Annotated in this window: 11 protein-coding genes; 6 read left to right on the top strand and 5 right to left on the bottom strand. The window is 67.8% G+C overall.

From position 1 onward, the window contains the following. Positions 1–30 precede the first annotated feature (30 nt). The 4 genes from A7D17_RS05250 to A7D17_RS05235 form a co-directional block, all read right to left on the bottom strand. Positions 31–756, bottom strand: coding sequence for a pilin (locus A7D17_RS05250; protein ID WP_064508134.1), 726 nt, complete (start codon positions 754–756; stop codon positions 31–33). A 40-nt stretch (positions 757–796) separates the two neighbouring features. Then, positions 797–1,270 carry a DUF494 family protein gene (locus tag A7D17_RS05245; RefSeq protein WP_003484452.1) on the bottom strand — a complete coding sequence of 158 codons (474 nt, stop codon included), beginning with the start codon at positions 1,268–1,270 and terminating at the stop codon, positions 797–799. A 43-nt stretch (positions 1,271–1,313) separates the two neighbouring features. After that, positions 1,314–2,450 carry a DNA-processing protein DprA gene (dprA, locus tag A7D17_RS05240; RefSeq protein ID WP_064508133.1) on the bottom strand — a complete coding sequence of 379 codons (1,137 nt, stop codon included), beginning with the start codon at positions 2,448–2,450 and terminating at the stop codon, positions 1,314–1,316. Between the two features lie 71 nt (positions 2,451–2,521). Continuing rightward, on the bottom strand, positions 2,522–3,658 hold the full coding sequence (locus tag A7D17_RS05235; protein ID WP_064508132.1) for a LysM peptidoglycan-binding domain-containing protein: 1,137 nt from the start codon (positions 3,656–3,658) through the stop codon (positions 2,522–2,524). A 131-nt stretch (positions 3,659–3,789) separates the two neighbouring features. On the opposite strand from A7D17_RS05235, the gene def reads away from it, so the two are divergent. From def to A7D17_RS05210, 5 genes are all read left to right on the top strand, one after another. Continuing rightward, positions 3,790–4,302 (top strand): peptide deformylase, encoded by a 513-nt coding sequence (gene def, locus A7D17_RS05230; protein WP_064508131.1) that lies wholly within the window; start codon positions 3,790–3,792, stop codon positions 4,300–4,302. A gap of 388 nt (positions 4,303–4,690) precedes the next feature. Further along, a complete protein-coding gene (gene fmt, locus A7D17_RS05225) occupies positions 4,691–5,614 on the top strand; it encodes a methionyl-tRNA formyltransferase (protein ID WP_064508130.1) in 924 nt (307 codons plus the stop codon). Continuing rightward, on the top strand, positions 5,614–6,930 hold the full coding sequence (gene rsmB / locus A7D17_RS05220; RefSeq protein WP_064508129.1) for a 16S rRNA (cytosine(967)-C(5))-methyltransferase RsmB: 1,317 nt from the start codon (positions 5,614–5,616) through the stop codon (positions 6,928–6,930). The genes fmt and rsmB overlap by 1 nt, the downstream gene beginning before the upstream one ends. Positions 6,931–6,979: 49 nt before the next feature. Continuing rightward, on the top strand, positions 6,980–8,701 hold the full coding sequence (locus A7D17_RS05215; protein WP_064508128.1) for an ArnT family glycosyltransferase: 1,722 nt from the start codon (positions 6,980–6,982) through the stop codon (positions 8,699–8,701). Between the two features lie 149 nt (positions 8,702–8,850). Further along, the gene (locus A7D17_RS05210; protein WP_064508127.1) at positions 8,851–10,128 is read left to right on the top strand and encodes an O-antigen ligase family protein; all 1,278 of its coding nucleotides are present in this window, start codon (positions 8,851–8,853) and stop codon (positions 10,126–10,128) included. A gap of 169 nt (positions 10,129–10,297) precedes the next feature. Here A7D17_RS05210 and A7D17_RS05205 read toward each other — a convergent pair whose 3' ends face one another. Continuing rightward, complete coding sequence (locus A7D17_RS05205; protein WP_064508126.1) at positions 10,298–11,122, bottom strand: glycosyltransferase family 2 protein; 825 nt, start codon at positions 11,120–11,122, stop codon at positions 10,298–10,300. Between A7D17_RS05205 and A7D17_RS05200 the strand changes: the two genes are divergently transcribed. Further along, complete coding sequence (locus tag A7D17_RS05200) at positions 11,123–12,181, top strand: CDP-glycerol glycerophosphotransferase family protein (protein WP_082861764.1); 1,059 nt, start codon at positions 11,123–11,125, stop codon at positions 12,179–12,181. The last annotated feature ends 106 nt before the right edge of the window (positions 12,182–12,287 follow it).

Raw genomic sequence — 12,287 nt, 5'->3', positions numbered from 1 at the left:
GTGCGAAGTACAACTGCGTGCAGCGGCCGCTCAGCCGCGGCACTGCTGCGGAAGTTGCCGGTCGTCGATCTCGGAACTGCAGTGCCAGCGGCCGGCGTCGGCATCGAAGTCCAGCCATAGCGCCTTGCCGTCGATCCTGGGCGAATCCGGCGACCGCAGCAGCGCTTCAACACCGCAATCTGCGGTATCGAAGCGGCCGATCTGCACGCTGGCCAGCACATCGGTCGCGTAGTGTTCCGGTGCCTGGAAGCCAGTGTCGCCATTGACCGGGCAGCGGCCTTCGCGGGCGAGAAATTCGGCTATCTGCGGCTTCAGCGGTGCCAGTGCGGACACCGCTTCGGTGACCTTGGCGCGGGCCAGGTAGTCCTGGTAGGCCGGCACGGCGATGGGGACAAGCATGCCGAGCACGGCCGCGACGACAAAAAAACCGCCGATGATCGCGATCAGGGTCACTACCAGCGGCCAGCCCGCGCCTCTGGTCGACGGGGAGGGCGTCGCCGCAGCAGGGCGGGCATGCCAGGCATCAGGTGTTGCCATCGGTAGTGGCGGTGGTGCTGGTGCAGCGTGCAGGTCGGTGGAGATCGGTGGGCCGAGTTCGTCGGCGCAGGCGGAGAGCGGCCGCCATTGGTCCAGCCCTTCGCGCCAGACCAGCGTGTCCAATGCGATCTGGCGATCGCGATACAGGCCGCGCAGGACCTCGTCGGTCACCGGGCCACGCCGCTGGCGGTTGCCCTCGGCGTAATACCAACTGCTCATCCCCGTCCCCTCGCGCGCACGTCCGTGGCGGCTTCAGCCTTCAGTGTACGGGTTCAGGCTCGTCCAGGAACATCTGGGTTTCCATCCAGGCATAGGCCGCTTCTGCGCCCGGCTGGTTGAACAACACCATCAGCACCACCCACTTGAGGTCGTCCAGGTCCAGCTCGTCCTGGTCCAGCGCCATGGCACGGTCCAGCACCAGTTCGCGCTGGTCGGCATCGAGGATGCGGTGTTGCTCAAGGAACAGCAGGAATCCGCGGCAATCCACATCGAGCTTGTCCAGCTCCGGGCCATGGTAGATCCGCACCGGCCCATCGACATGCGGGCGCGCGACACTTGGCCGCTGCTCGGAGAGCGCGTCCAGCCAGTCGAAGGCCTTGCTGATTTCTGCAGGACTGAAACCGGCCTGGATCAGGCCATTTTGAAGCGAGTCACGGTCACGGACCAGGTCCGCGTCTTCGCTGAAATAATGTTCGAACAGGTACAGCAGTACATCGAGAATGCTCTCTTTCATTGCCCCTCGGCCTGCGTCGCGCGACGCTGTGGAGGTGAAGAAACTAGGGATTGCGGGTATAGCGACCGTGCTCGGTGACCACGTCTCCCTCCAGTTCCATGATGAGCAGCATGGAGGACAGCGCGGCGGCCGTCAATCCGGTGCGTTCAACCAGGCAATCCATAGGGGTTGGGTCGTGGCCCAGCGCCTGCCACAAGCGCTGGTAGTCGGGATCCGCACGGGTGGGCGTGGCGCGACATGTCGTGCTGGACCACTGAGTGGGGGCGGCCAGGCGCTCGCGCAAGGCGGTGGCCAATTCGCCCGACAGCAGTTGCAGGCCCTCGACGACCTGGGCCGGGTCCTGTGCCAGCGTGGCGCCCTGGCGGATCAAGTGATGGCAGCCGCGCGCCAGCGGGTTGTGCAGCGAGCCGGGCAGGGCGAACACCTCGCGTCCGGCCTCCGCGGCCAGTCGCGCGGTGATCAGCGCGCCCGAGCGCATCGCTGCCTCGACCACCAGGGTGCCCAGCGCCAGCCCGGCAATGATGCGGTTGCGGGCCGGGAAGTGCGCGGCCACCGCGCCGGTGCCCGGCAGGTATTCGCTGACCACTGCGCCGCGTGCAGCGATGCAGTCGCGCAATGCCCGGTGATGCGCGGGGTAGGCCACGTCGGCGCCGGTGCCCACCACCGCCACCGTGATGCCGTCCGGCTGCGCAAGTGCGGCTTCATGCGCGATCGCGTCGACGCCGGCGGCCATCCCGCTGACGATGCCCAGCCCTGCAGCCGCCAGGCCCGATGCAAAGGCGCGGGTGTGATCGCGTCCGCCGGCCGTGGCGGAGCGGCTGCCGACCACGGCCACGCCTGGATGCCACAGCGCATTGGGATCGCCGTCCACGAACAGCGCCAGCGGCGGGTTGACGATGTGGCGCAGCAGCGCCGGGTAGTCCGGCTCGTGCCAGCCGATCAGATGGTGATCTGCGTGTTCGCACCAGCGCAGCGCGGCATTCAGCGCGTGCGGGTCAGGCGACTGCAGCCGTTCCGATTGCAGCGCGTCGCAGCCGGCCGCCCGCCAGGCGGCGGGCCCGGCAGTCAGGATGTCGGACGGGCTGGCGTGGGTGCTCATCAGCGCGCGCCGGGGCGGGCTGCGGCCGCCAGCCAGCAGCAGGATCAGCGATGCGCGGAGGTCGGAATCGGTCTGGGCCATGCGCACAGCCTGGGCCGCAAACGACGACGGCGCCCTCAGGCGCCGTCGCGTTACCGCATCGGAATTGACGCTTACTGCGCGTCGGGATGCTTGACGAAGTACCCCAGGCCGGTCGGCTTGACGCTTTCCATCACCAGCGCATAGCTGACCTTGTCGAAGGTGCGGAACACCATCGCATGCGAGGCATATTCATCGGGCAGGCCGACAGTGGAGCCGGACGGGCCGCTGAAATCGTCATCGGTCCGCGAGAAGCGCGAATGCTTCACGCGGTCGCTGACAGTGCGGCCCTTGCGCCAGATCGAGAACACCGTGCCGTTGTTGATGCCTTCGCGCGCGCCGCCGGAAATGGCGATCACGTCGCGGGTACCGCCAACGATGAAGGCGTCGGAGATGGCCAGCACGCGCAGTTCGGTCTGCAGCGCCTGTTCGGACGGCGGGTGCGGAATGAACTGCAGGTCGTAGGGTTGCGCTTCCACCGCCACGATCCGGTCGCCGGCGCGCACCTCGCGGCCGCTGTCCTGCAATAGCAGGGTCGCCGCCTTGGAGTTGCCGCCCGCCGCGCTGCGGGTGATGGTGCCGACGTTGACCTGGGCCATCTCATAGCCGAGGAACTCACGGCGCGTGCTCGGCGCGATGAAGTTCTTCCAGATGTTGCCGGAGCCGGCGGTGATGTTGCCCGCCATATCCAGGTCTTCGTTGTGCTTGGGCAGGCTGAACTTCACGGTCGGGCGTACCACCGCAAAGCGCTGGCCCGGCTGTGCGTCTTCCAGGCCAACCACGTAGGCCACCTGCCCGGTGGTGGCGCGAGAGCGACCGCCTTCCAGGCCGACCACGTAAGGCAGCTCGTCGAAGTCCTCGACCACGCGCAGGTTCTTCAGGAACGGCTCGACATCGGCCAGCGGAATGGCGTTGATCGGCGCTTCCTGGCGCGGGCCGGGCTGGATCGTGCCTTTGCCGACGCGGTCCAGGTAGGCCAGGCTGATCACGTCACCCGGGTAGATCAGGTGCGGATTCTGGATCTGTGGATTGGCCTGCCAGATTTCCGGCCACAGCCACGGTTTTTGCAGGAAACGCCCAGCGATGTCCCACAAGGTATCCCCCTTGCGGACCACATAGGTGTCTGGATGTTCGCCCACCGCTTGCGCGGCAGCGTAGGTCGCGACGGTCAGCATCGCCGCAGCGACGACCGTACGAAGTCGGTTCAACATGAGTGCCTTCTTGCCTGATTCCCCAACAGGTCCGCGCACTATAGTCCAGAAACCGGGGCGCCACGCAAGCATTGCGCTAGAATGACGCTGTCTTGCCGGCGCAGCGCCGGTATTCCCAGACGGGTAACCCCATGGCTTTGCTCCCTATTCTCGAATTTCCGGACCCGCGGCTGCGCACCAAGGCCGTGCCGGTCGACGCCGCCGACGTGGTCAGCCCGGCGTTCCAGACGCTGCTCGATGACATGTTCCAGACCATGTACGAGGCGCCCGGCATCGGCCTGGCTGCCAGTCAGGTGGACGTGCACAAGCGCTTCATGGTGATCGACGTCAGCGAGGAAAAGAACGCCCCGCAGGTGTTCGTCAACCCCGAAATCGTCGCCAGGCAGGGCGAGCAGGTCTACCAGGAAGGCTGCCTGTCGGTGCCGGGCATCTTTGCCGATGTCAGCCGCGCCGACGCGATCACCGTGCGCTATCTCGACCGCCAGGGGCAGGCCCAGGAGCTGAACACCGACGGCCTGCTGGCGGTCTGCATCCAGCACGAGATGGATCACCTGGACGGCAAGCTGTTCGTGGATTACCTGTCGCCGCTCAAGCGCGAGATGGTGCGCAAGAAGCTGGCCAAGATGCGCAAGCATGTGGCCTGAGGGCCGGGATTGGGGATTTGTGATTCGGGATTGGCAAAAGCGGGTTCTTGCTGGTCGTTGAGCCTGCTGTTTCAACTCTTCGGGCGCGGATCCTGGTGTGGTCTGTTTGTCGGCGTGAGTCGTCGAGTCGCCACTGCCCCGGTCCGCGTGCGCAGAGACTCGGGATTCGGGATTGGATGAGTCGCTGCCCGTCGCGGCTATCGAATTGCTATTTGCAACTCCCGCTTCTCACCGCGCCGATTGATGCTGGGCAATGCCGCTTTCGGCGCCGTTCGCCAAACCTGCTCGCCCAGCTGTCCACCCCATCTATCAGTTCCACGCCGCCACCGTCCCGGCTAGCGCATCCGCCGTTGCGAATCCCCAATCCCTACTCCCGAATCCCAGCCCTATGAGAATTGTCTTCGCCGGTACGCCGGAGTTCGCCGTCGCCTCGTTGCGCGCTGCTGCGCAGCGGCATGAAGTGGTGGCGGTCTACACCCAGCCCGATCGCCCGGCCGGGCGCGGGCGCGGGCTGACGCCCTCGCCGGTGAAGCTGGAAGCGATCGCACGCGGCATTCCGGTCTACCAGCCGCAGACCCTGCGTTCGCCCGAGGCCCTGGCCACGCTGCGCGGTCTTGATGCCGACCTGATGGTGGTGGTGGCCTATGGGCTGATCCTGCCCAAGGCGGTGCTGGCCGCGCCGACCCACGGCTGCTGGAATGTGCATGCCTCGCTGCTGCCGCGTTGGCGTGGCGCCGCTCCGATCCAGCGCGCGATCGAGGCCGGCGATGCCGAGACCGGCGTGTGCCTGATGCAGATGGAAGCCGGCCTGGATACCGGCCCGGTGCTGCTGTCGCAGCGCATCGAGATCGGCGAGCAGGAAACCGGCGGCCAACTGCACGACCGCCTGGCCGCGCTGGGCGCGCAGGTGCTGTCCGATGGCCTGGGCCTGCTGCGCGCCGGCATTCGTCCGGTGGCGCAGCCGCAGCCGGACGAGGGCGTGACCTACGCGCACAAGCTGGACAAGGCGCAGGCACGGCTGGACTGGGTGCAGCCGGCGCAGGAGCTGGCGCGGCGCGTGCGTGCGTTCAATCCGTGGCCGGTGGCCGAAGCGATCCTGGCCGGCGAGCGCGTGCGCCTGCATGGCGCCTTGGCGCTGGAACTGGCGCATCAACAGCCGCCAGGCACGCTGCTGGCGGCCAGCAAGCAGGGCATCGACATCGCCTGCGGGCAGGGCGCATTGCGGGTGCGCGTCCTGCAGCGTGAGGGCGGCAAGGCGATCACCGCCGCCGATTACCTCAACGCGCGCCGCGACCTGCCGGCGTTGCGCTGATGGCCACCGACACGGCGGCGGCCGGCGTCGCCTCGCGGCTGGTGGCAGCAAACGTCCTCACGGCGGTGTTCGACCAGGGCCGTTCGTTGAAGGCCGAGCTGGCCGCGGCGCTGCCCGGCGTTGCCGATCCGCGCGACCGCGCGCTGGTGGAGGCGATCTGCTTTGCGGTGCTGCGCCGCCGTCCGGCCTATGACGTGGCATTGCGGCAATGGATGGAACGCCCGTTGCCGCCGCGCGATGCCGAACTGAAAGCACTGCTGATGGCCGGCTTCGCCCAGCTCGACGTGCTGCAACTGCCCGCGCATGCGGCGTTGTCGGCCACCGTGGACGCCTGCCGCGCGCTGGGCCGGCCGCGTCAGGCCGGCATGGTCAACGCGATCCTGCGGCGTGCGCAGCGCGAGGGCTTCCCGGCGGTGTCCGACGATGCGGGTTGGCCGTCGTGGTTGCGCAAGCAGCTGCGTGCCGATTGGGGCGAGCAGGCCGAAGCGATCTTCGTCGCAAGCGCGCAGATGGCCCCGATGTGGCTGCGCGTGCATCGCGGGCGCACCGATCCCGCCGCCTATGTGGCGCGGCTGGCAGAGGCGGGCATTTCCGCACAGACCGACGCGGTGCTGCCCGATGCGGTGCGGTTGCAGGGAGCGGTGCCGGTCAGTCAGTTGCCCGGCTTTGCCGACGGCGATGTCTCGGTGCAGGACGGCTCCGCGCAGCAGGTCGCCGATGCGCTGACGCTGACGCTGGCGCCCTCGGCCCGCGTGCTCGATGCCTGCGCCGCGCCCGGCGGCAAGGCAGCGCATCTGCTCGAGCGCCATCCCGGATTGCAGCTCACCGCGCTGGATGTGGATGCGCGTCGCCTGGAGCGCGTGCAGCAGACCCTGCGGCGCACCGTGCCGACGGCGCAGGTCAGCCTGCATGCGGCCGATGCCGCCGACCCGGCAGCGTGGTGGGACGGCCAGCCCTTCGATGCAGTGCTGCTGGATGCACCGTGTTCGGCCACCGGCGTGGTGCGTCGGCAACCGGACGTGCTGCTGCATCGCCGGGCCGACGACATCGATGCGCTGTGTGCGCTGCAGGCGCGCCTGCTGGACACGACCTGGCGCACGTTGCGTCCGGGCGGCCAGCTGCTCTACACCACCTGCTCGCTGCTGGCGCGCGAGAACCAGGCGCAGGTCCAGGCCTTCCTGCAGCGCTCGCCCGATGCGCAGGTGCAGCCCTTGGGTGCGCACTTCGGCCATGCGGCGGGCCCGGGACGGCAGCGTTTTCCCGGCGAGCAGCACTGCGACGGTTTCTTCTACGCGCTTTTGCTAAAAGCTTCCTGATCACACGCCGATGCCGGCGCTTCCTTTTCGCGTCCCATTGCCGCCCGCCATGCTCAAGACCCGTGCTTCAAAGGATTTCTGGTTGCTGGCCATCACTGCAGTGCTGGTGATCGGCGCCGGGCTGGGCCTGCGCGACCCCTGGCCGTCGGACGAGCCGCGCTTTGCGCTGGTCGCCAAGCAGATGGTGCTGAGCGGGGACTGGTTGTTCCCGCATCGCGGCAACGAGCTGTATTCGGACAAGCCGCCGATGCTGATGTGGCTGCAGGCGCTGTTCTATACGCTGCTGGGCAACTGGCGTGTCGCGTTCCTGCTGCCGTCGTTGCTGGCTGCGCTGGGCACGCTGGCCTGCGTCTACGACCTGGGCCGGCGGCTGTGGACCCCGCGGGTGGGGGCGTATGCCGCGTGGATGCTGCTGTTCACGCTGCACTTCACCTTCCAGGCCAAGAAGGCGCAAATCGACCCGCTGGTGGTGTTCTGGATCACCCTGGCCAATTACGGGCTGCTGCGGCATCTGTTGATGGGCCCGGCCTGGCGCTGGTGGACGTTGGGATGGTTTGCCGCCGGGCTGGGCGTGATCACCAAGGGGGTGGGCATCATCGCGCTGTTGATGCTGATCCCGGCCGGCATTGCCGCCGCACGCGGCTGGCCGGGCGTGCGCGTGCATGTGCGCGACCGCCGGTTCTGGTTGGGACCGTTGTTCTTCTTCGTGGCGATCGCGTTGTGGTTCGTACCGATGATGGTGACGGCGCTGACTGCCGGCCAGCCCGAATACCGCGTCTACCTCAACGACATCCTGCTGCGCCAGACCGCCAAGCGCTATGCCAGCTCATGGGATCACGCGCAGCCGGTGTGGTACCACCTGCAGAGCATGGCGACGATGTGGTTGCCGACCATCCTGCTGCTGCCGTGGGCAATTCCGGCGTGGCGGCGGCGGCTGCGACGGCGCGATGCACGCTACCTGCTGCCGCTGGCCTGGTGGCTGCTGGTGCTGGTGTTCTTCACCATTCCCAGCGGCAAGCGCGATGTCTACATCCTGCCGGCGTTGCCGATGTTCTGCCTGGCGTTGGCGCCACTGGCCGCGGGTCTGCTGCGCCGGGCCGGGGTGCAGCGGCTGCTGTTCGGCTTCGTGCTGCTGCTGACCGTGGCTTTCGTGGCCGGTGGGGCGGCGATGCTGATCGGGCACCCGGGATTCGAGCAGAAGATCATGGACAGCCGCGGCGTCGGCAGCGAAGCCACCGACCCGCTGGGCTGGCTGCTGCTGGCGGTGGGTACCTGGGGCGTGGCCAGCCTGCTGTGGCTGCGGGTCCGGCGTTCGCCGCTTGCCGTGGTCTCGCTGCTCGGCGCCTGGTGGGTGGCGTTCGGCCTGATCTGCTACCCGATCTTCAACGATTCCAGCTCGGCCGGTGCGGTGATGCGCGAAGCCGGGCGCCGCATCGGCCCGGATGCCCAGCTCGGCCTGGTGGCCTGGAAGGAGCAGAACCTGCTGATGGCTGACCGGCCTGCGCAGACCTTCGGTTTCAAGGTGCCGTGGGAAGAGCAGCTGCGTCGTGGGGTGGCCTGGCAGGCCGCGCAGCCACGGCAGCGTTGGCTGATGGCGCAGGAGACGGCACTGCTGGGCTGCGTGGACCGCAGCCGCAGCCAGCTGGTGGGCGTGGCCAACCGGCGGCGCTGGTGGCTGGTGCCGGCCGATGCCGTCCAGGGCGACTGCGTGGCCAGTTCCACCGAGAAGGCGGTCGAGGAAAAGGAGCAGGGCAACCTGGATGTCGAATGAGTCAGTGGCCTTCCGCCGCTGGCCTCTGGCGCCCGCCACCAATGCATGCAGCGCCCCTCGTCTAACAAGGATTCATGCCCGGCATCGTTAGCTTGGCCGGCGTTTGAACCCCGACCCGTTCGTTTCTTCACCCCTTGACCGATGTCTCGATGAATTCCCTGCGCACCCAGCCCGCTTCGCTTCCTCACTCCGCTCCCGTGACATCGCGGGCAGCCGTGAGCATTGCCGAACTGGGGGTGTTCGCGCTGACGGCGCTGGTCGTGAGCATGCCCAGCGGGCTGCTGCCGTTTGGCCTATGCCTGATGCTTGGTTCGCTGGTCGGCTGGCGCAGCCTGCGCGCGGGCATTGCGCAGCGCAGCTGGTCGCTGCGGACGCTGGGCTGGCTGACGGTGGCGGTGATCGCCATGTCGCTGCTGTCGATCGCCCTGTTCGAGCACGGCCTGCGCGATGTGGACAACCGCTCGCGCTTCCTGGTGCTGCCGTGGGCGGCGGTGTGGGCCTATGCGCTGCAGCCACGCCAGGCCTGGCTGTGGCGGGGTGCGCTGGTCGGCGTGTTTGCGGCCATGTTGATCGCGATGCTGCAGGTGATGAACGGCGCCGACCGCGCGGAGGGCTGGACCAATGCGATCGTGTTCGCCGACATCGCGATGATGCTGCTGGTGGTGGTGGCGTTTTGCCGGCCGGTGGGTGCGGTGCGCTGGCTGGTGGGCGCGGCGATCGCGGCGATCATGGTGATCGTGCTCAGCGGCAGCCGCGGCGTCTGGCTGGCCCTGGTCGCCACCCTGGGCGTACTGGTCTGGGGCGCACCCTGGCATAGCGCGCGCATGCGCCTGCTGACCTTCATCGGCGGCGCGGTACTGGCGGTGGGCGTGATTGCAAGCGTGCCCGCGCTGACCGATCAGATGCGCCTGGGCGAACTGCAGAGCGATCTGAAACGCTATGAGGTCGGCGACAGCGATTCGTCCGCCGGTGCCCGCATCGAGCGCCTGCAGGTGGCCTGGGACACCTTGCTGGCGCATCCGCTCACCGGCGTTGGCGTGGGCCGTTTCGACGACGCGATGCATGAACTGCCGGTCTGTGCCGGAGATACCTGGCTGCTGCGCTGTCACCTGGGCCATGCGCACAACGATCTGGCCGAGTGGGGCGCCACCCAGGGCGTTCCCGGCTTGTTCCTGCTGATTGCGGTGTACGGTGTGCCGCTATGGATCTTCGTGCGCCTGCACCGGCGCAACGGGCAAGCGCAGTTTCGCGGCCCAGCCGCAGCCGGGGTGATGTTCGTGATCAGCTATGCCTTGTGCGGACTGACCCAGTCCATGTTCGCGCACCAGGTGGCGGCGAGTTTCTACACCGCCATGGTGGGCGTGCTGGTGGGGCTGGCGGCGCGTGAGGCGCAGCAGGCAACGCCAGGGGCGGCCAGCAACCCGTAGCATGCGCAATCTGGCGGGTGCGTGGGCGCAGGACAAACGGATCTGGTATGTACGAGCGGGTGGCTGCCTTCAGGCCTGTACAGATATCGCTGCCCCACCACGACGGATGCGCGTTCGTGCATCGGCCGTTGCTGACCGGCGGCGGCATTGCCGGTGTATCGGCCAAACTTCAGTCGCTGTGCCGATCCGGTGCGCGCGGTGGGTCCTGCACGGGCTGGTCGTGCTGCAACAGCCACAGCATGATGGTCTTCTGGCGCACGTAATTGGCGCGCACGTAGGCGTAGATCAGCCCGTGCCAGCCATCGCGAAACCCGCCGCGCAGCAGATAACCGCGCCAGAAACGCCAGGCCGGCGCCAGCACCAGCTTGCTCCAGGTGGCACGCTTGCCGCGTGCGTGATCGTGTTCGGCCATCATCTGCGCATAGCGCTGGGTCTTGGCCAGTTGTTGTGCCAGCGAGCGGTAGGGATAGTGGATCAGGTCGCCGGACAGGGTGATCACCGTGCCATCGACACTGGCCGCCTCGTGGATCTCGCGCTTGCCGCGCCAGCCGCCACGGCGTCGGTCGAACAGGCGTAGCACGCGGTCGGGATAGGCATTGCCGTGACGCAGGAAGCGACCGAAATAGTCCGACAGCCGCGCGAACCGGTAGCCGGCCGCACCGGCGAAGCCGGCGTCGCGCGCAGCGAGGATGGCATCGCGCAAGGGATCGCTGATGCGTTCGTCCGCATCCAGGCACAGCACCCAGTCGTGGCTGGCCTGTGCGGCGCAGTACGCCTTCTGGCTGCGGTAACCGTCGAAGGCGCGTTGCAGCACGCGCGCGCCATGCGCACCGGCAATCGCTGCAGTGGCGTCGGTGGAGCCGGAGTCCACCACTACGATCTCGTCGCAGAATGCCAGCGAGGTCAGGCAATCGCGTAGGCGATCGGCCTCGTTGAACGCGATAATGCAGGCGCTGATGCGCGGCCGTTGGTCGGGTGCGGTCGAAGAGGACATGTGATGGCCGATTACCTGCTGTTCGCAACGGAACGTTACGCCTTGCCTATTCTGGCGCCATTGGCGCAGGCATTACAGGCCCGCGGCGATGCGGTGGCCGCCTGGTACGAAGGCGGCGCGCGGGGCCTGGTGCTGCCGGGCGTGCGCGAAGTCGGCCTGCGCGAAGCGCTGGCCTTGCGTCCGCGTGCGGTGTTCAGCGCGGCCAACTGGGTGGCGCCGTTCGTGTCCGGCGCCAAGGTGCAGCTGTTCCACGGGTTCAACGTGCAAAAGCGCGAAGACAACCGCGGCCATTTCCGCGTGCGCGGGCTGTTTGATCTGTACTGCACGCAAGGCCCGGCCACCACCGCACCGTTCCGTGCACTGGCCGCGCGCGAAGGACATTTTGCGGTGGCCGAAACCGGCTGGCCCAAGCTCGACCCGGTGTTCCGCGACGATGGCGGGCACAGTGCCGCACTGCGCGCGCCAGCCAACGGACGCCCGACGATCCTGTTCGGTTCCACCTTCACCGAGCGGCTGAGCGCGGCACCGGTGCTGTTCGACGAGATCGCCGCCGACATCGCGCGCGGAGCGCATTACTGGCTGCTCACGCTGCACCCCAAGTGTGCGCCGGAATTGTTCGATCGTTATCGTGCGCTGGCCGGCGCCAATGCACGCTTCGTCGAGCCCGAAGAGGTGATGGCCGCGCAGCGTGCGGCCGACGTGCTGGTGTCGGACACCTCGTCGATCGTGTCCGAATTCGTGGTGCAGCACAAACCGGTGGTGACCTTTCGCAACCGCGTGCCGCAGCCGCATATGCTCAACTTCGAGCAGCCCGAGCAGCTGCCGCAACAGCTGGCGCGCGCGCTGGCGCCGGATGCCGAGTTGCGCAGCGCACTGGCCGCCTATGCCGATGCGATCCACCCGTATCGCGACGGGCATTCGTCGGAGCGGGTGATTGCCGCCACGGATGACTTCATCGCCGGCAGGCTCGGCACGCTGCGGCGCAAACCGCTGGGTGCGCGATGGCGAGGGCTGCAGATCCGGCGCGAACTCGGCTATTGGGGTCCGGCGCAGCACTGATGGCCGCTGGCCGATCGCTGACGAGATAGCGCTGCCAACAGCGACGTCCACCCAATCCCTCAATCCCTCAATCCCTCCATCCCTCAATCCCTCAATCCCTCAATCC

This window comes from Xanthomonas floridensis (genome assembly GCF_001642575.1).
Classification (GTDB): Bacteria; Pseudomonadota; Gammaproteobacteria; order Xanthomonadales; family Xanthomonadaceae; genus Xanthomonas; species Xanthomonas floridensis.
This window is presented reverse-complemented; position numbering and strand designations above follow the sequence as displayed.

Bases quoted from the DNA above. Each gene is read 5' to 3' on its own strand.
- rsmB (WP_064508129.1), top strand. From the start codon at position 5,614: ATGGCCACCGACACGGCGGCGGCCGGCGTCGCCTCGCGGCTGGTGGCA.
- A7D17_RS05205 (WP_064508126.1), bottom strand. From the start codon at position 11,122: ATGTCCTCTTCGACCGCACCCGACCAACGGCCGCGCATCAGCGCCTGC.
- dprA (WP_064508133.1), bottom strand. From the start codon at position 2,450: ATGGCCCAGACCGATTCCGACCTCCGCGCATCGCTGATCCTGCTGCTG.
- A7D17_RS05215 (WP_064508128.1), top strand. From the start codon at position 6,980: ATGCTCAAGACCCGTGCTTCAAAGGATTTCTGGTTGCTGGCCATCACT.
- A7D17_RS05250 (WP_064508134.1), bottom strand. From the start codon at position 756: ATGAGCAGTTGGTATTACGCCGAGGGCAACCGCCAGCGGCGTGGCCCG.
- def (WP_064508131.1), top strand. From the start codon at position 3,790: ATGGCTTTGCTCCCTATTCTCGAATTTCCGGACCCGCGGCTGCGCACC.
- A7D17_RS05235 (WP_064508132.1), bottom strand. From the start codon at position 3,658: ATGTTGAACCGACTTCGTACGGTCGTCGCTGCGGCGATGCTGACCGTC.
- fmt (WP_064508130.1), top strand. From the start codon at position 4,691: ATGAGAATTGTCTTCGCCGGTACGCCGGAGTTCGCCGTCGCCTCGTTG.
- A7D17_RS05210 (WP_064508127.1), top strand. From the start codon at position 8,851: ATGAATTCCCTGCGCACCCAGCCCGCTTCGCTTCCTCACTCCGCTCCC.
- A7D17_RS05245 (WP_003484452.1), bottom strand. From the start codon at position 1,270: ATGAAAGAGAGCATTCTCGATGTACTGCTGTACCTGTTCGAACATTAT.